The organism is Peribacillus sp. 05N428, from assembly GCF_056397085.1.
Genome location: NZ_JBFTMS010000055.1, coordinates 1 through 23,791, shown reverse-complemented (window position 1 = coordinate 23,791; position 23,791 = coordinate 1). Strand labels below are relative to the sequence as shown.

Genomic DNA, 23,791 nt, shown 5'->3' with positions numbered 1-23,791 from the left:
CCATATAGCTGTGCTTTCCTTCAAGGTAAAGTCGTACAATGAATATTTTCTGTTCGGCAGAAAAATTAGCCATAAAAAACACCCCGTAAATGTTAGTTTGGTGTCTAACATTTACGGGGCAGTTCAGAGTTTGCCTACAGTTTTTTTTATTAACAAACGTCTCTGATGGTTTCATCCCATATGGAATCATCAAGAAGTCTTGTTTTCATAATTTCAATTTACGATGGCGTCACCGTCTTTTATAGCACTGACCGCTATAACCTCATAAAGATCGGAAACCTCACTGCTTTCTTTCGTGAAGGCTTGGATCTATTCTTTAATTTAAAGACAAATAAAAACGTAAGCACACCGGACCATGTTGACGTATTGACATTAACCAATATACCATAAACCGTAACTTATTATGGGTAATTCACCATAAATATCCAACAACCAAGTATCTCGACATACAAAAAGCTGCCATAAAGGCAGCTCCAGACTGAAAGAAAAGCAAGTTTGCCTTCAGGTTCTTTATTTATTAAACATTCCTGTGGATAACAGTAAAAAAACACTAAGGATAATCTAGTCCTATTTTAAAATCATGGTTCGGGTGAGACCTCCACAATCTGATGTTGATAGCAGGGATTAAAACATCACATTTCTTTAACTTCATATTCATTCCGTAATTTCTTCAGCAATTGGAATATCTGACCTCGATGATGTGATTCATGTTCAATCAAATGGTAAACGACCCATTCAGGTGTGACATCATATTTTTCAAGTACCCTCGGTTTACGCCAATCCGTCAGGTCCATTGTGCGAAAGTTTGAAAGAAATACCTCACGCACCTTATTGAGTCGGTAGAAATGTTCGTCTAATGTTTGTCCTTCAATATGATTCAGGGAGCCATCTTCAGCACGGCACCCTACCGGAAACAACGCGGATACTTCCGAATCCCATTCCGTAACAAGGACCTCTTCGTATAACCAATCTGCTTCTATCAGCGCGATGTGATATAACATCGAGCCTATAGTGTGCCTTTCATCAATTTTTGAATCGAGTATATTTTGGCTGATTCCAGTCAATTCCGATATAAGCGTACGGCGAACATCTTCTAAACACCAAAGCCACCGACCAATTTCCTCTTCATATCCCGGTAATGCTGATACAAGCAATGCTTTTCTCTCCAACAAGATCCTCCTCCTCTTCATGAACGTACATTCTATTTAAAAGTGCTGTTTCCTTCTTTTTAATGGAAAAATACCCTTTATGGCAGGACAAAAGGAGCAATCTTTTCGATTGCTCCTTTTGTATTTTTTCGTTTATGTTATCGATATCGCAGATCGAAATTAGCTCCCCCAAAAAAGATTGGCTCTCATCTCCTCTGATATACGCCTGCCCTGTAGATAATCCTGTTCCCGTTCTTGTTCAACCATCATGCGTTGCTCCAGTTTTTGAGCATATTGTGCATAGCCGATTCCATGAGCCTGAAACATCGCTTTTTCCATTGCCGACGTGTACGTTAGTTCGAGAAAATTAATGAAGAATCAATCCTTCCCATAGTGAATTTCGTACTCATCTTATCATTGAAAGGGATAACTCACAAAGTTGCTATAGCTCCATATTCACTGATAATTCAGATTTTTTAACGACTGTTTCCATCTCCGTGTCCAAAAACGCCAAATCCCTCGGTCTTCCTCTAATTTCCTTTTTTTAATCACAAAAATAGCCTCATTTATTTTTAAGACCAATTAAAAATCCCATTAACAAACCTCTTGTTAATGGGACTGAATGTTTATTTATATGAACCGAAAATTTCCTTTGCCAATTTGCGCCCAGTAGGAGTCGCAGCCAGGCCGCCTTCTGCCGTTTCACGAAGTGCAACCGGCATGGTCAATCCTATTTTATACATGGCATCGATCACTTCGTCACATGGAATGCGGCTCGTAATGCCCGCAAGTGCCATGTCAGCTGCCGTTATTGCGTTGGATGCACCCATTGCGTTACGTTTCACGCAAGGAACTTCAACCAATCCAGCCACTGGGTCACAAACCAATCCAAGCATGTTCTTCAAAGTGATCGCCATCGCTTCTGCCGCTTGGCTTGGTGTACCGCCGGCCAGTTCCACTATCGCAGCTGCGGCCATTCCGCTTGCCGAGCCCACTTCTGCTTGGCAGCCGCCAGCCGCTCCAGAAATGGAAGCATTGTTTGCAACCACGAATCCGAAGGCAGCGGAAGTGAAAAGAAATTCAATCATCTCTGCCCGGGTCGGGTTTAATTTTTCTTTCACGGCAAATAATGTACCGGGCACAACGCCCGCAGAACCTGCAGTCGGAGTGGCACAAATCATTCCCATTGCTGCGTTCACTTCGTTCGTCGCAACAGCTTTACTGACGGCATCCAATAATAAATTACCTGCCAGTGCCTTGCCCGACTTGATATAATTTTGCAAAAGAACGGCATCTCCGCCCGTTAGGCCTGTCACGGATTGCACACCTTTCAGACCTCTTTCCACCGCTTGTTCCATCACTGTCAAATTCCTGTCCATCTTTTCGATGATCTGTTCTCTCGACAGGCCTGAGAACTCCATTTCTTGTAAAATCATGATTTCCGCGATTTTTACCTGTTTACTTTCAGCAAGTTCAACCAACTCTGCTACATTTCGGAACATGTTTTTACCTCCATATCTATGCCAGCACTTTTAATGATGATCATTCAACCATCCTTATGACTTGCGACACGTTTTCCAATCCTTCAATTTCCTTCATGACATCGCTCTGGATTTTCTGATCGACTTCAATCACCATGAGGGCCATTTGACCTTTTTCTTTTCGTGAAACTTCCATATGACCAATGTTAATTTCATGATTCGCCAATACGGTCGAAACGGAAGATATGATTCCAAACACATCGTTATGCACGACTAAAATGGCTGGGTTTTCCCCTGACAATTTTAGCTTGAATGTATTCAGCTCCGTTATTTCTATCGTTCCGCCGCCAATGGAGATCCCAACCAGTTCCAATTCCTTATCCTCGTCGAACAATCTGATCTTGACTGTATTAGGATGATCCATCACAGTATCCTCAATTGTAAAGGAAACGTCCATACCGGCTTCTTCCGCTATCGTTAAAGAGGCAGGGATCCGTTCATCATCCGTATCGAAATCCAAGATCCCGCCTACGACAGCAACATCCGTACCGTGCCCCCTGTATGTTTTTGCAAAAGAACCATATAAAGAAATAATCGCTTTCTTCGGTTGCTTTCCAAATAATGTCCGTGCTACTCTGCCAATTCTGGCAGCTCCTGCTGTATGTGAACTTGAAGGTCCAATCATGACGGGACCGATTATATCGAATGCAGATCTGTATTTCATCGTGTAATGCCCCATTTCTGGCAATAAATTTTTTAACCGTCTTTTAAGGTGAATGAAGATCAAAAAGCGGCATTATTACTATATTAAAATATTTTTATCATTCTTGCAATGAAAACCCTTTCATTGCATATCCCATATTAACATATATTACATAACATACCTACCAAAATTTTTTATTATTTAACTTAGAAGTAATATTTGATTTTTCAGTATTTTAAGATAATTAACCCATTCACTTACATGCCGCTTTCTTTTAAAATCATGTTCGGGGTGAGGCACTTTCTAATTACCTGTGTAATCAAACTAAAAAAAGCAGCCATCAGGCTGCTCCCCTTCGATCTCCGATTTAACTCGCCTTTTTTTCATCTCTGGATTCAGCGGCACCCCAAATTTCGGATGCCCATTCCGGATGGTCGATGAATGGATTGCGGTTATTTTGCCAGTCCTGAATGACATCATTGCGATGGCTCTCGAAATCGTCGACTGGATCGAGTTCATTCCATTTTAAAAGTGTCGATAGCTTTCCATGAAGCGGCTTCGGATACGTATTGACTGTATCGGATAATTCAAGATCCAACTCGCCGTTTCCTTCATATCTGACGGCCATGTAAAATAGCATCCGTGCTATATCACCTTTAACATGGTCTGGCGGCTCCCATGAATCTGAATCAAACTTACATTCACATCCACTATATGTTTGACCTCCCTCGTCGAAATCAAGGTGGCCCCGTTTGCCATTGACTGTCACATCAGCGGGACGAAGGTGATGAAGGTCTGTCCCGGGACCTTTGCTTGTCCCAAAATCACCGTGGGACTTTGCCCAAACATGTTCGCGGTTCCATTGTCCGGCATTGCCCCCATTCGCGTTCTCCGAGATGGATTTTCCAGAGTAAAGCAAGATGACATTCTGTTTGTTCACCGGATCTTCATCCGTTTCTTTAAGGGCATTCCACACTTGATCATAAGATAACATCGTATGGCCCTTAATTATCGAGTGCAGAACCGATTTCAATTCCGTTCCCGTTTTTCCTGCCGCCGTTTCGTAATAAGCTTCAAGCGGCTTATCATTGGATACGGTCAACGTGAAACGGGCAACCGCTTCCGATTGCTGGTCCTCGGCCTTGACTGCGACAAGGTATGTTCCAGCTTCATTTGCAGGAAGCGTTAATGTCTGACCGGTGACTGTACCGATAGTGGATGAAAAGGTCAGCTTATCTCCATCAGGATCTGAGAAGTGCTCACTCAAATTGATGGTGACCTTTGAACCGGCTTTCACTTCAAGATTTTCCAGTTTTTTCGTCACGACGGGCGCATGGTTTTCTTTAGGGTCGAAAGGGGAAGCAATTGCTTCCCCCTTGGAATCGACAAACTTGATATTCGATGTGTCAACACCTTCTGTTACCGACCATTTCTGAACATTTTCAGCGCCTCTGATTTCTTTTACATTGGCATTATCAATGATGACTTCCTTCACCGCCATGCCGCTAAAATCAATGATTGCACCATCCTTATCCGGTTTTATCGTCACAGCAGCATTCTTCAGCCCGAGGCCTTTGAGTACAGCATATGAGCCTTTTAACCAGATACCTTCTTCGATGCTGGATGCTTCATCAAGATCGATCAAAGCACTAGGTGAAGCAATCGAAAGTTTTTTCGTTTTAACGTTTGTCAGATTATATGTTTTTTCTGGAGCAGGAGTTTCAACTCCGCCTGATTCAGATAAAGTGGTTGAAATCAATACAGGGTCATGATCGCTAGCCCTTCCGTGAACTTCCATGAAGGATGAATTAATATGGACAATATCGACTTTTGTGGCCGCGGCCATATTATTCGATACCAGGATATGGTCCAGTACTTGTGAATTGCCTTGATAGGTGTAAGAATAACGTTTCTCAAAAGGGACTTTCTCAATCATATTGGTTAAATCTTTGCCCTTCAATGCTTTAAGCGGAGCCGAGAATTCAAAGTCATTAAAGTCTCCAAGCAAGACGATATTCGCTTTGGCATCCTGTGACTTGATATCACTGACAAACCGATTGACGATGGAGGCAATTTGAAGCCTTTGCGTTTCACTTGAAAGGACAGGTGGCTGGTTTTTGCCGAATAACGGCTGGTCACCGCCCTTGGAATTGAAATGATTGGCCACCACCACTACGCTTTCGCCTTTAAATTCGAATTGAGCCGCTAAAGGCTTCCTGCTTGAATTGAAGGCGGGATCGGCAGGCTCGATTCGTCCAGGGTTCAAGGTAAGTTTTCCATCTTTGAAAGCCACGGACTGTGTTGCCGTCCCTTTCGTTCCTTCAGTCAATTTGACACGGTCGGCATTATATAAAAAGCCTACACGGATATTCCCGCCAGGTGCACCGCCATCAAGTTTATCTTCTGGAGCGATATCGATGTATTGATATTGCGGTCCGCCCAGCTCTTTTATTTTGTCGGTTAACTTTTTGGCACTTTGAGCAGAATCCGTTGTTCCGCTATCTGTTTCCCCATCGTTATCCTGCATTTCCGTTACCCCGATGATATCGGGTTGTTTAAGATTGGTAATGATGGATGTTGCGATCGTTTCAACTTTCGAATTAGCGGTTTGAGTGGAGAAATTCTCTATATTATAGGAAGCGATCGATAGCTCATCAGCATCCTTCTCTAAAGATGTCACTTCCCGAGCCGTATCGCCATCCTTTAACGCCGGCAGCTGAGCTTTATCCGTCACTACCCTATAGTTGCTGTATCCATAGCTGATTACACCGGTAACCGAGCTTTCAAAGAAATCACCCGATTTCGCTGCAAATGATTCATCATTTATATCCAGGGTAATTCTTTCAGGGTTGAAATCCGTTTCCGTTATTTTGACGCCGCCAACTGCAGTCGTCGTTTCCATATTCCCTGGAATCACGACCAATTCACCATAGTCTTGAGGAGCAACCACTTTCGGGTTATATACTTGCACAAGCATTCCTTCCAGACTCTCGTAGAAATCAATGCCGTCTTCACCCGGATTAAAATCTGTCAATCTATCATCATCGATGTTCTCAGACGGCGGAATGACATCTTTTCCGATGACGATCGGTTCTGGCATCGATGCAGTGCCAAGCTTTTCAATCGTCGTATTGGTCAATTCAGTTGTCGGCAGATCCGTCGTTTTCATTTCAGCATATCCTTCGATATACCATTCGGCGACTTTACCTGCGACTTTGACATGATCGCCCGCTTTTAGGCCATGCGCTTTGTTATACACAAGTATTCCCTCGGAAGTCGTTAAGTCCTTATCCTGGTTGGGATCTTGCATGTAAAAGTTATTCGCATCTTTTACATAAGTGACGACACCTTCCACACCTGTGACGAGTTGGGTTTCATAAGATGAAAAATGATTCATCCCCTGAATGTCACGAATCTTCACTTCAGTGGTTTTGTTAACGGTATAGGCAAATGTGAAAACTTCCGATGTCCTGTCGTTGACAGCAATTGCCTTGATGACCGTATCTTTCGTTAAAATGATAGGTTCTGTGTACATAGCACTTGAAGACGTTGGTGCGGATCCATCCAGCGTATAATGGATTTTCGCTTCTTCCCAACCAGATTCTAGTGATATCTTTGTATTTTCACTAACCGTACCAGGGAAAATATCCGTGTAAACGGCTGGTTTGTTCACCAGTTCATAATCTTCAATACCACGCGGCTTCAACTGGTACGTGTCATTGAACCTCGATCCGATTCCGGTTACGGAAATGACATCCCCTGCTTTAAAGCTTTTCACGAAATCTTCATAGCTCGAACCGGTCCGGTTATCATGGCGAACGATGACGGATTTCCCTTCAGAATCTTCCGCTTTGAATTCGAAAGTTCCGTATGTGCCCGATGCCGCCAATTCTGTAATGGTCGCCTTATCGATGGTGACCAGCTCACCTTGTGTATCCTCATTGATCCCTGAAGCATCAATCGTTTGGATTTCAGGAAGTTCATTATCAGAAGATACGACTTCAAGGGAAGTTGGTTGGATTTGTAATTCCTTATTATAAGCGGATACTTGTCCGATTAATCTAACCTTATCCCCTTGCTTTACTTCCGCAGGCCACGAAGAACCATAAACATATAGCCCTGCCGTTTCATCTTGGATATAAAAACCTTTTCCTCCCCAATAACCAAGTCCCGTCGTGACCACCCCATCGACCTGCACGACATCTTCCGTATTCGTGCGCGCCTCGGCAATGGAATCCAGAACCTTCACATCAGGCTGTTCAGGTGTTGTTCCCCCATCAGTGATGATCGTGAAATCCGTTGCGGATTTCAGGCCGGGTACTGAAAAGTACTTTTCCAGCTTCCCCGTAATCGTCACCTGCGCTTTAAGTAATTCCGGATGTTCGACCAAATTCAAGGCCGTTCGGATACTTCCGGCTGGAAGCTGAACAGGCATGATTTTCTTAACATCCGTTTCATCCGGACTATCGGCAATGCCTATGTTCGTATTTTCAGTGAAAGGCGATGTTTGTTGATAGCTTGTACCGCTTTTAGCTGTACCGACGATATATCCCTTCACCGTCGCCGTTCCGCTGTTATTATTAATCGCTTCAATGACCGATATTGTCCCTTCGGCATTTGCTGCGGCTGCATTTGGCAGAACCGTTGACAGTACGATCAGTATGGCAAAGAAAAGCTTGCTTATCCCGTTCTTCTTCAAGATCTCAACCCCTCCAACTTTTTCCATAGGCTCAGCAATCATTTGAAAACCGCTTAAAGAATGGTTTCGCCATTCACCGTGACACCGCTCAGGCTTACGGTCTTACCGATAAGTCCCGATAAATCCAAATCACCCTCTACTGTAACCTCTGAAAAAGTAAAATCCTCCGGAGGAGTTCCCGTTAATGTAAGATTCCCTTTAACCACTGCATGTTCCAATGAAGCAATATCCGTGATATCCACAACTACATTGCCTTCATGTGTTTTTGGCGCATCAGCCGTTCCGCCAAAGTCTTTAGCCAATACCACAGTCGGGTCTGTATTGCTTCCAGCCACATCCTTGATGCGTCCTTCGATGCTTGGATCGACAGTTTTCAGCCCGCTTACATAATCACGTAAATTCTCCCAATCAGCGAGGCCTATATCCGTCACTCTTCCTTCTTCATAAGCCTTCTTGAAAACGTTGAATCCATCTCCGCCCTTGGCTGTAAAAGCATTGGTCGCCACAGTATATTCCTTCGCTGGATCCAATTCGGAATAGGTTCCATCTTGTCCAAGGACTTCTGCCTTTGTCACCCGATTGCCTGCTTCCTTCGAACTGTCGTAGCTGAATTTCATTCCGGAAACATGCAGGAAGCCGCCATTTTCCTTAGGGGCCAGGCTTACACTATGCTCTAATGCTTCATTGATTTCTGCACCCGTAAGCTTCATCGTCGCTAACGTATTCCCAAACGGTAAAACGGTGAGGATTTCCCCTAAAGTGATCTCACCTTGATCGATGCCAGCGCGGATGCCCCCGCCATTTTGGAAAGCAATTACCGCATCCTTATTGAATTCCTTCGCTTTACTAAGCATTCCGTCCGTAATTAGATTACCCAGTTCGGTTTCATTTTTGCGGACGCTCGGTTTCGTTTCATCACCTGAATCACGAGGGGTTTCCAAGGCCTTTACAGCTGTTGCACCCGTCTTCGTTTCCTTCAGCTCCTTAATCTTCGAGGAGTATGTTTCGAGCACTTTTGCCGCTTCAGGATCATCCTGTTTTTCAGAGAGCTTAATCAGCTGACCGGCTTGTCCGACAATCTTGCCTTTCTTATCGAATTCCACATCGATCGTTCCTAAAAAGTCGCTATACTGATACCCTTGAACGATGACTGTCGGATCTTTCGTTTTCCCCTTATCATCCTTATCAATAACAACGGGGGCGTTTAACTGCGTATGGCTATGTCCGCCCACGATCACGTCGATGCCCTTGACCTTGGCAGCTAATGTTAAATCATTGTCATAGGCCGCATTATCATCGTAACCAATATGGGATACGGCAACGATCTTATTAACACCCATGCCTTTGAACGCCTTGACCGCTTTTTCGGCTTCTTCAAGATAGTTTTCGAATACTATACTTCCAGGGCTTGAAATATCTTTCGTTTCTTCAGTCGTAAGCCCGAAGAAACCTACCTTCTGGCCATCCACTTGTTTTACGATGCCATTGTATATTTTCCCTTGCTCTGGCTTACTTGAAATCAAATCCGAGAATAGTCCCTTGAACTTATCATCTTTGGAGAAGTCCACATTCGAACTGACAAATGGGAACTGTGCCCCTTCAACGAAGTCAGCCAAAGCTTGATGCCCTTCGGCGCTTGAACCCAAGTCAAACTCATGATTCCCGAATGTCATGACGTCATATTTCATTAAGTTCATGAAGCGAAGATCCGCTTGCCCTTTGAATTCATTAAAATAGAGGGTACCCGAGAATACGTCACCTGCATCCACCAAAAGAGCTTGCGGTTTACTCTTACGCACTTCCTTAACAGCTGTCACCCTTTTGGCCACATTGTCCAAGTGGGCATGCGTGTCATTCGTATGCATCAAGGAAAGCGTGATTGCCTTCGCTGGATTTTTCAAAGCTTCTTTAGCAGCTGCTACTTTCTTATCCGCCAATGCTATTTTCGTTTCGAATTCCTTTCGGTCCGACTCCTTGATCCCATTTAAGTGGATGTCGGCTCTGACCTTTTTAGCCGCTTTTATCTGTTCTTTTGTTTTAAGTTCCCCATTGGCAAGGGCTACATAGGCATTGACCTGCTTTGCCACTTCTTTTTTCTTTTCTGCATATACCGCATCATCATACTTACCTTTCACTTCTTTAACATAGGCGTGTATGGCTTTTCCGAGCTTGGATGTTTTGCTGACCTTCTTCAATTGCGAAGAAACGGTTTGCATCCGTTTGTCCGCGTTCTTTAAATCACCTTTCTTCACCCAGTAAGCAGCTTTTTCATAGTAGTATGGAACTTTCAGGTCACCGTTCAAAGCTGTTTTGGTCGCTTTAGTGAATTTATCGTATAGGAGCTTTTCGATTTTCGCACCGTAAACCGCATCTTTAATATCTTTATCTGCCTTTTTCACGGCTTTATCCAATGCCTCGTATTGATTCCTGATATCAATGGATTTCTTGGCAAGTATTGAATTCGTAAGGTTGCCAATCGATTTGCCATGTGCAGCTTTTGCTTTCTCAGCCGCTTTATATCCTTTTACATAACCTTCTGAACGAGTGATGTACTTATCATAAGCTTCGATTTCTTTGTATTTGGCATCTTTTTCTTTTTTGCTTAACATTGATTTTTTAATGGTAGAGTTGATGTCTTTTTTTGCTTGTTTTGCAGACTTGATTTGTTTTTCAACAGTGGACACTGAAGCGAGTTTAGAAGTGTAGAAATAGGTATCGAATGGTTTTTTGATGGCGGCCTTGGCCGTTTTGATTTTACTATTAAGGCTAGTCGCAGCATCCGATGGTGCCGGTGCTACTGCTACGATCGTTGTCGCAGCCATTATGGTAGCTGATGCAATTTTTACGATTTTCTTTTTCCCCATTATCGTAATCCCCCCATTAGTTCTATACTGGCATAACATTCTGATAACTTATACATATAAATGACACACTTTTCCCAAAAAATGAATTCCGACAAATTTACTTACCCATACACAAATCCACCCTACTTTTTTCCTCTAAAGATCCGTGTATCTCCTATATTACAACAAAATAATCCAATTTTAAAACAAATTTACAATACTACATCGAATATTAACAGAATATTATCATTATAATCACCCTAAAATACCTAGTAACAGATAGATGATATATCAATAAAATGATTTAATGGTAAAATAGAATCACACGCTTCCATAACCACTCTTGGTCTTTATACCTAAATCAATCAAAAGAGAAAGTTAACTCTCTCTCAGAAACTGCAGTTTTTTTAATAAACTTCCAGCTGATTCCAGCAATCCGCTCCCTTTCCGCTGACTGGCTGCCAAGCCTCCTCGACTCAAGCGTCTGTGGGGTCTCGGCTAGCCAGTTATTCGGCAGGAGTGTTGCAAATTTCTTCCATCCAATGAGGAGGACTGAAAAAAAACATTAAGGATAAACTAGTTTACTTTTAAAATCCTGATTCGGGATGAGACTATTCCGAACCTCTAATAGTAGACAAATTCTAAGAAAGCCAGTTTACTTACAGTTTTTCAAGGAACGTTCCAGTTGATTTCAGAAATCCGCTCCCTTTCCGCCGACTGGCTGCCAAGCCTCCTCGACTCAAGCGTCTGTGGGGTCTCGGCTAGCCAGTTATTCGGCAGGAGTGTCGCAAATTTCTTCCATCCAATGAGGGTTATAGTAAAAAAACATTAAGGATATTCTAGTCTTCTTTTACAATCATGGTTCGGGATGAAACCATTCCTAATACCCTTTTGTCAAAAGGAGGGTTTCTATCTAAACTTTAAAACAAAGTTGATTGGAGCAGGTGTTCGAGCCTCCTGTGGGAACGTGTGTCCAAGGAAGATCCCACAGGTGAGCGCCGAGGGCGGACCGTCCGCGTAACGCGAGTCCCCTACCGTCCAATCAACGCAATTTTGCAAACCCTCAAAAAAACAAAAAAAGAGCATCAGTTACGATGCCCTTGTCAAAAATCTTATTCTAATGCTTCAAGAAAGTGCCTTGCCGATACTCAAGGTATGCCTGATCGATTTCCTCTTCCGTGTTCATGACAAACGGTCCGCGGGCAACAACAGGCTCCATTAAAGGTTCTCCTGCATATAAAACAAGTCTTAAAGGTTCAGTTGCCGTTATATCAACTTCACTTTCCCCTGATTCTTTACAAGTACCCAGCCATAAGACCTGTCCCTTTGAAGCTCTCACTTCGTTTTTACCGAACATTCCGCTTCCTTCTATTAAATAAATGATTCCGTTGTAGCTTCCAGGTAAATTCTGCGTGATCGATGCTCCAGGCTCCAGGACCATCTCCACCATCGTCACGGGAACATGGTTTTTCGTTGTTGAGATAACATCCTTGGATGATCCGGAAAAGACACGGATTAGTGCTCCTTCTTCTTTTCTGACCGGCATATCTTTTGCCATTAAGTTTTGATATCTTGGTGTCGTCATTTTTTCACTCCGGGGAAGGTTGACCCAAAGTTGAAGGGAATGGGCAGTCACACCTTCGGAAGGCACCTCATTATGCACAACGCCGCTTCCCGCTGTCATCCATTGGACATCACCAGGTCCAAGTATCCCTCCATCCCCGGTATGACTGTCATAGTGCTCGATCGTTCCGTCAATGACGAATGTAACGGTTTCGATTCCCCTGTGCGGGTGGATATCGAATGATCCCTTTTGAAATTTATCCTCCATCATTAAAAGGAACGGATCACTCTTTTCCCAGTTTCCTGGTTCTATGACTGGTCCGGCCGTATGAATCGGACTATACCTTTGAAGCTTTACATCTTTCACTTCGACAATATCTCGTTTAAAATGATTATCACTTTTCATTACTCCATTCCTCCCTTAAGTTACTAGTAAACTGATAAAAATGCTATCATTATGGCTGCCTGATCCAGTCTCAGGATTCCTCCTGGCTGGCATTAGGCACTTCCATCTGTAAACTATGTCTATGAATCTTTATCATCATCTCATGCATGCGCTTCTTTTCTTCATCATCCAATATATCGAATAATGAAGCTTGGAAATCGGATTGAATAGGCATGACCTTTTCCATTAACTTTTTCCCTTTTTCCGTTAAAGAAATATATTTAACCTTCCATTGTTGATTACGGACGATCAAGTTCTCTTTTTCCAACCTTGTCAGCATATGTGATACGCCTCCACGGCTTATCGTTAGGTGCTCCGCTAATTCGATTTGTGAAACAGGCTGATGGATAAGTACTTGTGCCAACATATCGAATTGGGCAGCGGTGACGCCGAAATGCTGTAAGTGTTCATTCGAAAGCTGATTGCTTCTTTGATAAAAACGAACCATTCGCAGCCAAATCAGCAAACTCAATTTGTTCTCATCCGAAAATCCCCGTCTATCCATGTAAAGCCTGCCTCCCATCTTTGATGCACCATCAGTTTACTAGTAATTTGATAACAAGTCAAATCGTTGGGCCTTTGACTTTTTGAAGCAGTATCCCCAACAGGCAGACCATACAAACAGTCAATCCATAGGGGATATTCACTTTGCTAAGATATATTAACAGAACTACATTACTCCCTTTTTTAAGTTGGATAATATAAGATCATGCTTAATCGAGTTAATGTATCCCCTGAATTATGGTAGGCATGCGGTCTGTCAGCCTTGAACCTGATAGAATCACCACTCCTTATTGTAAATTCTTCGTTATTTACACGTACAGTCACTTCCCCTTCAAAAACAGTTATGTACTCTTCCGTCCCTTCCCTATGCGAATCGGAACTTAGGAATCCACCTTTTTCTATCTCGACTGAATATACTTCAAAGCGCTTCTCATCCTCAAAGGGAAAGTGGGGATAAACTCGATATTTGCCGTTATCTTCAGATAATGATTGAATTTCACTTTTTAAAACAATTTTTGTATCCGGCTGCGGACTATTTATCAATGAAGAAAATGAAATCTTTAATCCATTGGCTATTTTCCAAATTGTCGTAATCGTAGGGCTCGATCCTCCCCTTTCTATTTGTCCGATCATCGTTTTGCTTACTCCAGTCAATTCTGCAACCTTTTCAAGACTTAATTTCTTACTTTCCCTGATGGCTTTTAAATTGTTAGCAATAATAAAATTTATTTCTTCCATAAAAATGCTCCTTATTTACAATATAACGTCGGCATTGTACAATAAAAAGGAAATCGTTATAATGTCAATTTTGGTCATTATAGCATACAAAGGGGAGTCAACCATGCCATTACTATCTTTTTTGCTATTTGTTTTTGTTACAAGTTTCACTCCGGGTCCAAATAACATCATGGCCATGTTATTTGCGAACAAGTACGGGTTAAAAAAGACGATTAAATTTTGTTTTGGAGTAGGTGTCGGTTTTTTTGTAATCATGCTATTGTGCAGTTATTTTAATGTTTTGCTTGAAAATTTCATACCAAAGATTGAATTTATCATGACGATCCTTGGGGCAATTTACATGCTGTATCTGGCCATAAAAATCATTTCCAGTTCAAATAAAGCGAAGGACGATAATGATGACAAGAACAACAGTTTTATAGCAGGCATGCTTTTACAATTCATAAATCCAAAAGGAATCTTATATGGCATCACGGCAATATCGACCTTCATCCTACCTTATCACTCTTCAAATTTCAGTTTACTATTCTTTTCATTATTTCTGGCTTTTGTTGGTTTTATGAGTACGTTCTGCTGGAGTATGTTCGGTTCTGTTTTTCAAACGTTTTTATCAAAGTATAGAAGTCAGTTTAATGTAATCATGGCTTTGTTATTAGTGTATAGTGCCATTTCGATTCTTGCACACTAAAAAAAGGTAAAGGGCACAAACCTTCATTAAGAAGGATTGCCGAGTTGTAAATTTCGAACGTTCATTTCCACTCCAGGCACTCGCTTTCCGCGGGCGGTCCGCCCTCGGCGCCTTTGTGCCTGTGGGAACCCCTTGGACGCGCCTTTCCCGCAGGAGTCTCGAAAACCGGCTCCAATCAACTTTTTTAAAAATTCAGATGGAACCCACTCAAATCTTCCCCCTGCATTAAAGGGTTAAGTTCCCTTCGAATATTGTGACGGCATGTCCGGAAAGTTTAACTGTGTCTTCCGTTACTTCAACCTTCAATTGACCTCCTCTTTCCGATGCCTGATAGGCTATAAAAATACTTTTGTCCAGCTTTCTTTTCCAATATGGTCCCAGACAGCAATGGGCCGAGCCCGTTACTTGATCTTCGTCAAGGCCTTGGGCAGGGGAGAAGAAACGTGAAACCAAATCATATTCACTGCTATTTGATTGACTCGTTACAATGACGCCCCGAACCGGCAATTGGGCAATGGAGTCTATATCCGGCTTTAAATTCCTTACGATTTCCTCTGATTGAACTTCGACTAGAAGATCCCATTTGTTTTGCCCAACATACGCAGGCACAACTCCTAAAGCTTTTATCAGTAAATCAGGGGCAGTGGTCTCCTTCTCCCTTAATGACGGAAATTCCAACTGAACCATCCCATCAACGAATTTTGCATTGAGAAGCCCGCTTTTCGTCTGATAGGCAATCGGCTGATCCCTTGGCACGTATCCTTTATCCCATAAAAAGAAAGAGCTTGCCAGCGTCCCATGTCCACAAATCGGGATTTCAATGGAGGGTGTGAACCATCGCAGTTTCCATTCACCTTTATGAGGTTGAATAAAAGCGGTAACAGGCATATTAATCTCTTTAGCTATTCTCTGCATCCACTCGCTGTCACTTTCCCCGGTAAGAAGGCAGACTGCAGCAGGGTTTCCTTTAAAGGGTTGATCTGTAAACGTATTTATGATGGTTAATTCCATTAAATGTGCCTCCGGTAAGTAATATTCTAGTTTCCTAATTCCACAATGAGGAACCCTTTTCCTTTTTTGAATGACCATTCCCTTGTTTTTTAAAGAGTTTCATTAAATTGAAAAAGACCATCATATGGCGTCCTCGATTAAGTCCCTTTATCGACTCAAATTCCAAACGACTTTTAACGTTGTTATAAAAATCGTGTGATTTTTGTAGTGCATTTCGAAATACTAAAATAGACAGCTTTATAAAAAAGCTGCCCATCACTATATTAATAATGTGTGATACGCCTTGCGGTAACAAAACACCCTACAGTTTCCGTACAATGAATGTATCCCCAAGCAGTTCCCAATTCTGGGGGAACGGATAACCAAGTACCCAATAACTGAGACCCCTTGACCTGTATATCTTCACCAGATCGAATTTGGCTTTAGCACTGCGTGCGTCTTCAAACCAAACTTCATGTGTGCGTCCCTGATCATCTTTGTACCTGTAATAAGGTGATTGGGCTGTCTCGTCATATTTTATTTCTACATTATATTGGACGGCGCGTCTGATGGCTTCCTGCATGTCGAAAGTCTCTGCTTCCTGCCCCTCTTCATGAGGAATAAGCCAGTCCCGTGCATAAATTTGAAATCCTATGAAGATTTTATTTGTTGGTATCACCGTTACGGCATAGTCAAGGACACGTTTTATTTCATTAATGGGGGAGATTGCCTGCGGCGGCCCCTTTCGGTAACCCCATTCATATGTCATCAGCACCACGAAGTCGAGCAGCCGTCCGTGAACTGGATAATCATGTGCCTCAACTAATGGTCCCTTTTGATTGGCGCTAGTTTTTGGGGCAAGGGAGGATGACACAAAGTAGCCTTCAGGATGCAATCGATCCACTGCTCTTTGGAGAAAGCGATTATAGAAATCACGGTCCTCTGGTGCTACACTTTCAAAATCGATATTCAATCCACGGTACCCTTTATCTTTCATCGTTTTTATGACGTTGGTTAATATTGTTTCCACTAAATTCAAATCAGAAAGTATCGTATGGGCAAGCTGAGTTCCCGCTTCCGTCGCGGAAAAATTCGTTATGCACATCATGGGTATGACGCCAGTCGACTGTGCCGCCCGTATCGTCGGGATGTCATCAATGACTTCTAAACTGCCATCTTGCCTCATTCTATAACCAAATGGACTTACGTAGGTCAGATCGTAGGCTACTTCACGTACTTGCTCCGCACCGGCTTGCCCGTAAACGTTTGTAAAACCATTTACTTCAATGATGGGTTTTGGTTTCTGGGGAATCCTTATTATCCGTCCGATATGGATATAGGACGGATCTGTAATCCTATTCATCTGAATAATGGCCTGAACTGTCGTTCCATAACGTCTTGCTATATCATAAAGGGTATCTCGTTCCCTTACGGTATGATAAATAACCGGGATGGTTAGTCTCTGTCCTGGATAGATAGCGGAAGGATTTGTGATGCGATTCGATTGCATGATTTCCTGTACCGTAATTCCAAACTGATTTGCGATATTATTTAGAGTATCCCCTTGCTGAACCCTGTACTGAAGATAAGGTTCAGGAATCAAAAGAGCTAGGCCAATCACCAGCTTATCTGGATTTTCAAGTCCATTGATCCGAACAATCCGGTTGATACTGACACCATATTGCTGGGAAATTCCCCACAAAGAATCCCCCCTATTCACCACATGGATTTTCACATGCACAGCCCCGCTTTCCTTCAAAATATTCCTTTCATTTTATTCCCTGGATAGCCCTAATATGTTTTTTTGCGTTCAACACTCATTAAATGAATGTGTTCATAAGCCTGTGAAGGATATAGGGGAAAAAATAATAATGGAAGCTATCAATTCCAGGGCATGTATCGAGGGCTTGTCCATGTATTTTAAAAGAGACTACAGGCATGATAATACGATTTTCAGAGGGGATTTTGAAGCCGAAGTAATCCAGAAGAGAACTATTATTCAGAAGGAAAGGATTCATTTAAGATTCAAAGCTTATGAGCATGAAAGAATTTCAGCATTGGCCTATTCCATGGATTGCAGTGTTAGTTTAGCAGCAACTATGCTGCTGATTGCTGGTATTGGAAATCGAGACGTCTCTACACAAATGGTGGATCCAGAGGTAATTAGTTTACTTGATCCGGGAAGGCTTAAAAGTTTAAAGATGATTCAGGAATACATATCAAAACTGAATGACGAGCACATTTCACTTTTTCCCTAATTCCATATGTTGGGCATGAAGTAGTGGGTACTACAAAAACGCTTCGTGAAAAAGTGAATCTTTGGATAGATGATAATATAAAAAATATTGATTAGAATTATATGGAGAATAATAAGTCAAAACGTGTGAGGAGGAATGAGCATGAAAATGTTTAAAATGAGTGCTGTGACATTGTTAGCGGCGTTGTTGTTCCCTTCTTCTACATTTGCAAGCGGCTGGGATTACTTAGGAGAACAATCTCTTTATTCTAATGGTGCTGAAAGTGATCAGTTTCCCTCTACTGGTGGTGATTATAAGATTTGTCGGGATTCTTACGTGGGTCCAGCTGGTAAGTTAAAAGTTGAATTATGGGAGTATGATCCTGACAGTTATAATGATTATGTAGGGGTAAGATATTTAGATCGAGGCCAATGTGGTATTTTCCGGGGTATTGGTAACTTCGTTGATGGAGGAAATGAAGCAGAATTTTTTGCGAAATCAAGGACTAACAGTGATATGCATTTAATCTTTTATGATTAATTCACTAACTGAATGAAAAATTCGTAAATACTAAAGGATATTCTTCTAAAATGAGTGCGTAAACACCTTAATATGACTGCTAATATATATAGGGTTTTTTAGGCTGATGTATTTCCACTTCAGCCTTTTCTTATGCAGGAAAATAATTACTTGATTTATCTAAATGGAAAGTGTCATAACTTAAAGGTATTGGCAGAAGAAAGAGCATAAGGAAAAACCGTCCCCAACTAAGTTGTTGAACTAGGCAAAGCCTAGTGTTTTTGTGGGTACATGAAAACTCCATCAATGTCCCCTTTGTGTCCCCTAATAAAACCATCAATGTCCCTTTCATGTCCCCTTATTTTTATTAATTATTATTAAAAAAAGAGAAGGAAACCTTCTCTTTAATTTTACTTTTTGAAACTTAGCGATATTGTACGCAGTTACACCAAAATAAACCACTTGTAGCCAAGGGGTTTAGTGTCTTTCACTTTTATGGTTTAGGGACTCCTAAAACTCCTAAAACTCCAGTATGACTAATTGTTTTTGTTTTAGTTGATGCGAAAGTAGAAATTAATGGAGTTTCATCTGAATTAACACTTCAAGATATACACCCCGATTCCCCTGCCTTATTTTTGACGCATAAGCAACAAAAACAAAGGGTGTGTACCTCTCTATTAAATATCATTTCAAACACTTCAAAAAGAGCGTGAAATACCTTAAATAACCCGTTTCAAAGTATCTTTCCCTCGGTCTAAAACCGGGTTGGTATGGTATAATTATAAAAGGGTTATTGTGCTTTTAGGAGGTGAAAGAATGACGATCAGCAGCATCATATTGGTGGTGGCGGCAGTCTTTATCGGCGCCTTGATGCGGACGATGTTCGGGTTCGGTGAAGCGATTGTCAGCATGCCTCTGCTTGCCTTACTTCACATTCCGCTTAATACTTCGGTTTCCTTGATTGGATTGGCAGGTCTTACCGTCGCTTCACTAACCGTCGTTAGCGGATGGCGGCATATCGAACGCTCGATATTAATCAGGCTGGCTGCTTCAACGATGATCGGCATACCAGCTGGCCTGGCTTTGCTCCATTACGCACCTTCTATGATCATCACTTCTGCACTGGGTGTTTTTTTGATTGCATATGGGGGGTATTCTCTTCTAAAGCAAAGACTTTTTCAGGCTGTGGATAAACCATTACTTAACTCAAAGGGCTGGGTATGGCCGTTCGGTTTTGCGTCGGGAGCCCTTGGCAGCGCCTATAACTTTAACGGGGTGCCGGTCGTCGTCTATGGAACTTTGCGAAGGTGGAACCCAGATCGATTCCGCGGAACATTGCAAGCCCATTTCCTGATATCCGGAATCCTGGTCGTGACAGGTCATGCGCTAGGCGGACTTTGGACAGCCGATTCACTTATTCTTTACGCTTATTCCATTCCAGCTATATTACTTGCGACAGGTCTCGGAATCTTCATGAATAAGCGAATTCCCGCGAAGAAATTCGAAAGCTATTTATTCTTCATCATCATTGCGCTAGGTGTACTATTATTGATTCCGCATGACTGATAACCAATAAAAGCCTGATTTCTAAGCAATTATCTTTATCTTAAACAATTGAAAGAGTGATAGAATAACTGTCTATTCTTTATTTACATATAAACAAAGAAAAACGCACCTGTGTGGTGACAATGCTGTTGTATAATTTGATTTTAAACACAAATGACACCGTTCAAGTAATTGCGAACGGTGTTAAATATTTCTCTATACTATGCTAATTTTTATCAATATCAACTATAATAAAGGCGTTTAAAAACCGTTCTTAATGAACTAACGCACCCCTTAGTTTAAGTGAATTTCTTAACAATCTTCGCTATATATAATAGAATAATGATAATAAAGAAAGGATGTTTACTATCAAAACTATTGCAAATAACTTCAAAAACATCTTATTAGTTATTTTTTTCGTAGTTTGCGTTGTTAATGTTTTTAGTGATAATGACCAATTTAATATAGCTACTAATGTGGCTGCCATGATTTTTATTAGCATAGTCGGATTAATTAACAGAATATATGCAAAAAAAAGAAGTATAATCGTAAAAATAAAAAGGAGCTGAAAAGCTCCTCAGGCTGTCGAGAAACCCTCGACAGCCTCTATTAACAACTATTCTTTATCTTGGTGCATCAAATTCAATTGGAAGAAAATAGCGCTTAATAAAGCTATGATCATTCCTAACATTGCAGCATAGCCAGAAAATACTTCATTTCCCTCGAAAACACTACAAATAACTATTCCACCAATTCCACCGAAAACTAATATTAATAACCAAACAACTAAAGGTGCCATTTTATCCCCCCGTATTTTTTATCTGTATATCATATTTTACCATTGCTTATGCAACTATCCTGCCCCGATAGTTGCATAAAGAAAGAGCTGCCTTAAAGACAGCTCTGGTCTTCAGCTAAAGCACCGTTAGCTCTATTCTGACTAACCACTTCACCAAATGTTTCTTATTAAGCGAATCATCATTCTTGGTATAAACATTAAGATGTTCCAAGCCACTTCAAAAAAGATTGAATCCCTAAGCTCAATTAGGATTTCTTAAAAAAGCCGTTCTGCTTTTCTTTTTTTATTTTTCATCTGTCTAACTCCCAATCACTCAATTCTTGTTGCAATAAATAGTTTGACACTCCTTTACTTCATATATTAATCCATCAGCAAGGTCTCAATGTTTGTTTAACTATTCTGCCCCGATAATTCCATAACAAAAAGAGCTGCCAAAGCAACTCTCTTATTGAAGTAAAGCACCCGTTAGTTTAAGTACAATATTTCACAATCTATTTAGTAAAGGAACCATTCAGGGTTACGTTATCTTGAAGGTAATTCATTCGATGTTATCCAAGTACACATCTTGATTTTACTTAACTCGGGTTTAGTATTTTCTTTATATTTACTAAAAACCATAAAAATGGTAGAATTCCGAAGAGGTGAAATCATTGAAGTTTAAGAAGTTTATCATCGGCCTATCATCATTATTAACGACTTTTGTGTTACTCTTTGTTCTATTGAGATTAATGGGAATACTAGTATGGGTGAATGGCGAACCTTTTGATAAATGGATTGCATTAATTGGTTTAATTGCTATGCCTGTTTCTATTTCTATACTATCGAAAAAGATTAAGCTTAATAAAAAGAAAGAAAATACTTTGTTTAATATAGTTGTTTTTGCTAATTTCCTTTACTTATTAGGGTCGTTTTCCATTTTATCCGAAAACTATACTTTTATTAAAAGTGGTGAATACCTTTCTTTCCCTTATGTTATACATGAAAAGGAACCTTTTCAATGGCCCAAAGATGAGTATGAAAGTAAGTATACATTCTATAGTTCTTTAAATTCATTTATTTATGTAAAAGATTCAGTCAAAAAGGGAAATCACGGACTGAGTGAACATGCTCGTTATAGTGATTATAAAGTTAAAGTTATAAGTGGAAGCCTCTACATAACATGGACTGGTGGATCAATATTCATACGATAAAAGGAAGAAGGATATTTCACTCTTCCTTTTTTATTAGAATCGAACAACTTTTCTCTTTCCCTCTAAAATTCTTTATTAAAAGGCTGCCTCAGCAACCTTCGTTATTGTAGTAAAGCACAGCTGCCTTAAAGACAGCTCCGATCTTCAGCTAAMGCACCCGTTAGCCATCCATGAAGCGCAAAAATCAGCGCTTCACCACAGAGAATGAAAATGGTTCAGAACGGTCAATACTGATTCTACGGCTGGGAGAGGAAGGTCGATGAACTATGGTGCGTTAGAGCCCATCCGTTAGTCTGACTCCAACGACCAAGGTGCACCACTGACTGTCGCTCCCTTACGGGAAGCACACATGGTAGATTAATCCTATTCTGGTTTTTGCACCAGCCTCCAATTGTATTGAGAGCCGTAGAAAGGATGTTTTCATTGGAAGTAGTCATTGAAAGAGCATGTGGTATGGATGTCCATAAGGACAATATTACTGCATGTATTATGACACCAGAAGGAAAGGAGATTCAAACGTTTTCAACAAAAACTGTTTTTCTAATACAGTTAGTGGATTGGATTAAAAAGAATAACTGTACTCATGTTGCCATGGAGAGTACCAGTGTATATTGGAAACCTATTGTTAATTTATTAGAAGCTGAAGAGATTGAATTTTTGGTTGTGAATGCTCAACATATGAAAGCAGTGCCAGGGCGTAAAACAGATGTTAAAGATGCAGAATGGATTGCCAAACTTCTTCGTCATGGACTTCTAAAAGCTAGTTACATTCCAGACCGAAATCAACGGGAACTACGTGAACTAGTTCGGTACCGTAGAAGTATCATTGAAGAACGTGCTAGACAACATAATCGAATCCAAAAAGTGTTAGAGGGCGCAAATATTAAGCTAGGCTCTGTCGTTTCAGACGTTATGGGTGTTTCAGCTCGAGACATGCTTAACGCAATTGCCGAAGGTGAAGAAGATCCTGAAAAACTAGCAAACTTTGCTCGACGCACAATGAAAAAGAAGAAAGATGAACTAGAACTCGCCCTTAAAGGTTATATCAATTCGCATCAACGCCTCATGTTAAAAACCATTTTAAAGCATATTGATTTTTTAACAGAACAAATCGAGATGCTCGACCAAGAGGTCGAGGAAAGAGTAAGCTCCTATCAAGAAGATGTGGATCGATTAGACTCTATTCCTGGTATAGCTACAAGAATGGCTGAGCAAATTTTATCTGAAATTGGGACTGATATTAAGAAACAGTTTCCAAGTGCAGCTCATATGTGTTCTTGGGCAGGACTAGTTCCTGGGCATAACGAAAGTGCGGGAAAAAGAAAATCGGCTAAAACAAAAAAAGGAAACAAGTATTTGAGATCAGCATTAACAGAAGCAGCTCATTCTGTAAGAGGATCTAAAAACTATCTCGGAGCACTGTATAGGCGTACAGCATCACGAAAAGGTAAGAAACGAGCAGGAATAGTAGTCGCTCATGCCATGTTACGTATCTCCTATTATCTCTTAACTCGAAAAGAAATGTATGTAGACTTAGGCGAAGACTACTTTGATAAACAGAGACAACAATCAATTTTTCGGCATTCACTAAGAAGACTTGAAAGTTTAGGATACACAGTTACATTACAAGAACCTGAAGCATCTTAATCCAGTCCACTTACCTACAATAAATCAGTCCACTTACCTACAATAAATCAGT

The 23,791-nt window shown here is 41.1% G+C and carries 18 protein-coding genes; 6 read left to right on the top strand and 12 right to left on the bottom strand.

Going from position 1 to position 23,791, the window contains the following annotated elements:
• Positions 1 to 632: 632 nt before the first annotated feature.
• The 9 genes from AC1DIV_RS26960 to AC1DIV_RS26920 form a co-directional block, all read right to left on the bottom strand.
• Positions 633 to 1,172: a DinB family protein gene (locus AC1DIV_RS26960; protein ID WP_477577789.1), complete on the bottom strand. Its 540-nt coding sequence runs from the start codon at positions 1,170 to 1,172 to the stop codon at positions 633 to 635.
• Positions 1,173 to 1,328: 156 nt separating this feature from the next.
• Positions 1,329 to 1,475, bottom strand: coding sequence for a YuzK family famiily protein (locus AC1DIV_RS26955; RefSeq protein ID WP_477577787.1), 147 nt, complete (start codon positions 1,473 to 1,475; stop codon positions 1,329 to 1,331).
• Between the two features lie 299 nt (positions 1,476 to 1,774).
• The gene (gene sdaAA, locus AC1DIV_RS26950; RefSeq protein WP_063596028.1) at positions 1,775 to 2,650 is read right to left on the bottom strand and encodes an L-serine ammonia-lyase, iron-sulfur-dependent, subunit alpha; all 876 of its coding nucleotides are present in this window, start codon (positions 2,648 to 2,650) and stop codon (positions 1,775 to 1,777) included.
• A 40-nt stretch (positions 2,651 to 2,690) separates the two neighbouring features.
• Entirely contained in the window at positions 2,691 to 3,353 is a 663-nt protein-coding gene (gene sdaAB / locus AC1DIV_RS26945) for an L-serine ammonia-lyase, iron-sulfur-dependent subunit beta (protein ID WP_054399153.1), read from the bottom strand.
• Positions 3,354 to 3,699: 346 nt separating this feature from the next.
• Complete coding sequence (locus AC1DIV_RS26940; protein ID WP_477577785.1) at positions 3,700 to 8,031, bottom strand: endonuclease; 4,332 nt, start codon at positions 8,029 to 8,031, stop codon at positions 3,700 to 3,702.
• A gap of 53 nt (positions 8,032 to 8,084) precedes the next feature.
• Positions 8,085 to 10,895: a bifunctional metallophosphatase/5'-nucleotidase gene (locus AC1DIV_RS26935; protein ID WP_477577783.1), complete on the bottom strand. Its 2,811-nt coding sequence runs from the start codon at positions 10,893 to 10,895 to the stop codon at positions 8,085 to 8,087.
• Between the two features lie 1,096 nt (positions 10,896 to 11,991).
• On the bottom strand, positions 11,992 to 12,843 hold the full coding sequence (locus AC1DIV_RS26930; RefSeq protein WP_477577781.1) for a pirin family protein: 852 nt from the start codon (positions 12,841 to 12,843) through the stop codon (positions 11,992 to 11,994).
• A gap of 70 nt (positions 12,844 to 12,913) precedes the next feature.
• Entirely contained in the window at positions 12,914 to 13,387 is a 474-nt protein-coding gene (locus AC1DIV_RS26925; protein ID WP_063596025.1) for a MarR family winged helix-turn-helix transcriptional regulator, read from the bottom strand.
• A 182-nt stretch (positions 13,388 to 13,569) separates the two neighbouring features.
• Entirely contained in the window at positions 13,570 to 14,124 is a 555-nt protein-coding gene (locus AC1DIV_RS26920; protein WP_323598538.1) for a helix-turn-helix domain-containing protein, read from the bottom strand.
• Between the two features lie 103 nt (positions 14,125 to 14,227).
• Here AC1DIV_RS26920 and AC1DIV_RS26915 point away from each other — a divergent pair, with 103 nt between their 5' ends.
• Positions 14,228 to 14,812 carry a LysE family transporter gene (locus AC1DIV_RS26915; RefSeq protein WP_477577779.1) on the top strand — a complete coding sequence of 195 codons (585 nt, stop codon included), beginning with the start codon at positions 14,228 to 14,230 and terminating at the stop codon, positions 14,810 to 14,812.
• A gap of 225 nt (positions 14,813 to 15,037) precedes the next feature.
• Here AC1DIV_RS26915 and AC1DIV_RS26910 read toward each other — a convergent pair whose 3' ends face one another.
• Positions 15,038 to 15,823 carry a PhzF family phenazine biosynthesis protein gene (locus tag AC1DIV_RS26910; protein WP_477577777.1) on the bottom strand — a complete coding sequence of 262 codons (786 nt, stop codon included), beginning with the start codon at positions 15,821 to 15,823 and terminating at the stop codon, positions 15,038 to 15,040.
• 301 nt (positions 15,824 to 16,124) lie between these two features.
• Positions 16,125 to 17,537: a glycoside hydrolase family 18 protein gene (locus tag AC1DIV_RS26905; RefSeq protein ID WP_477577775.1), complete on the bottom strand. Its 1,413-nt coding sequence runs from the start codon at positions 17,535 to 17,537 to the stop codon at positions 16,125 to 16,127.
• 136 nt (positions 17,538 to 17,673) lie between these two features.
• Here AC1DIV_RS26905 and AC1DIV_RS26900 point away from each other — a divergent pair, with 136 nt between their 5' ends.
• The 3 genes from AC1DIV_RS26900 to AC1DIV_RS26890 all read left to right on the top strand — a co-directional run bounded on the left by AC1DIV_RS26900 (position 17,674) and on the right by AC1DIV_RS26890 (position 20,124).
• Positions 17,674 to 18,060, top strand: coding sequence for a hypothetical protein (locus tag AC1DIV_RS26900; RefSeq protein WP_477577773.1), 387 nt, complete (start codon positions 17,674 to 17,676; stop codon positions 18,058 to 18,060).
• Between the two features lie 141 nt (positions 18,061 to 18,201).
• The gene (locus AC1DIV_RS26895) at positions 18,202 to 18,579 is read left to right on the top strand and encodes a hypothetical protein (RefSeq protein WP_226990392.1); all 378 of its coding nucleotides are present in this window, start codon (positions 18,202 to 18,204) and stop codon (positions 18,577 to 18,579) included.
• A 795-nt stretch (positions 18,580 to 19,374) separates the two neighbouring features.
• Positions 19,375 to 20,124: a sulfite exporter TauE/SafE family protein gene (locus AC1DIV_RS26890; RefSeq protein ID WP_477577771.1), complete on the top strand. Its 750-nt coding sequence runs from the start codon at positions 19,375 to 19,377 to the stop codon at positions 20,122 to 20,124.
• A gap of 595 nt (positions 20,125 to 20,719) precedes the next feature.
• On the opposite strand, the gene AC1DIV_RS26885 is transcribed toward AC1DIV_RS26890, so the two are convergent.
• Positions 20,720 to 20,902 (bottom strand): hypothetical protein, encoded by a 183-nt coding sequence (locus AC1DIV_RS26885; protein WP_202314413.1) that lies wholly within the window; start codon positions 20,900 to 20,902, stop codon positions 20,720 to 20,722.
• A gap of 650 nt (positions 20,903 to 21,552) precedes the next feature.
• Between AC1DIV_RS26885 and AC1DIV_RS26880 the strand changes: the two genes are divergently transcribed.
• Both AC1DIV_RS26880 and AC1DIV_RS26875 read left to right on the top strand, forming a co-directional pair.
• Positions 21,553 to 22,092 (top strand): hypothetical protein, encoded by a 540-nt coding sequence (locus tag AC1DIV_RS26880; protein WP_283906483.1) that lies wholly within the window; start codon positions 21,553 to 21,555, stop codon positions 22,090 to 22,092.
• Between the two features lie 423 nt (positions 22,093 to 22,515).
• Positions 22,516 to 23,739, top strand: coding sequence for an IS110 family RNA-guided transposase (locus AC1DIV_RS26875; RefSeq protein ID WP_430116035.1), 1,224 nt, complete (start codon positions 22,516 to 22,518; stop codon positions 23,737 to 23,739).
• The last annotated feature ends 52 nt before the right edge of the window (positions 23,740 to 23,791 follow it).

Bases quoted from the DNA above. Each gene is read 5' to 3' on its own strand.
- AC1DIV_RS26955 (WP_477577787.1), bottom strand. From the start codon at position 1,475: ATGTTTCAGGCTCATGGAATCGGCTATGCACAATATGCTCAAAAACTG.
- sdaAA (WP_063596028.1), bottom strand. From the start codon at position 2,650: ATGTTCCGAAATGTAGCAGAGTTGGTTGAACTTGCTGAAAGTAAACAG.
- sdaAB (WP_054399153.1), bottom strand. From the start codon at position 3,353: ATGAAATACAGATCTGCATTCGATATAATCGGTCCCGTCATGATTGGA.
- AC1DIV_RS26935 (WP_477577783.1), bottom strand. From the start codon at position 10,895: ATGGGGAAAAAGAAAATCGTAAAAATTGCATCAGCTACCATAATGGCT.
- AC1DIV_RS26930 (WP_477577781.1), bottom strand. From the start codon at position 12,843: ATGAAAAGTGATAATCATTTTAAACGAGATATTGTCGAAGTGAAAGAT.
- AC1DIV_RS26925 (WP_063596025.1), bottom strand. From the start codon at position 13,387: ATGGATAGACGGGGATTTTCGGATGAGAACAAATTGAGTTTGCTGATT.
- AC1DIV_RS26920 (WP_323598538.1), bottom strand. From the start codon at position 14,124: ATGGAAGAAATAAATTTTATTATTGCTAACAATTTAAAAGCCATCAGG.
- AC1DIV_RS26915 (WP_477577779.1), top strand. From the start codon at position 14,228: ATGCCATTACTATCTTTTTTGCTATTTGTTTTTGTTACAAGTTTCACT.
- AC1DIV_RS26910 (WP_477577777.1), bottom strand. From the start codon at position 15,823: ATGGAATTAACCATCATAAATACGTTTACAGATCAACCCTTTAAAGGA.
- AC1DIV_RS26900 (WP_477577773.1), top strand. From the start codon at position 17,674: ATGGAAGCTATCAATTCCAGGGCATGTATCGAGGGCTTGTCCATGTAT.
- AC1DIV_RS26895 (WP_226990392.1), top strand. From the start codon at position 18,202: ATGAAAATGTTTAAAATGAGTGCTGTGACATTGTTAGCGGCGTTGTTG.
- AC1DIV_RS26890 (WP_477577771.1), top strand. From the start codon at position 19,375: ATGACGATCAGCAGCATCATATTGGTGGTGGCGGCAGTCTTTATCGGC.
- AC1DIV_RS26885 (WP_202314413.1), bottom strand. From the start codon at position 20,902: ATGGCACCTTTAGTTGTTTGGTTATTAATATTAGTTTTCGGTGGAATT.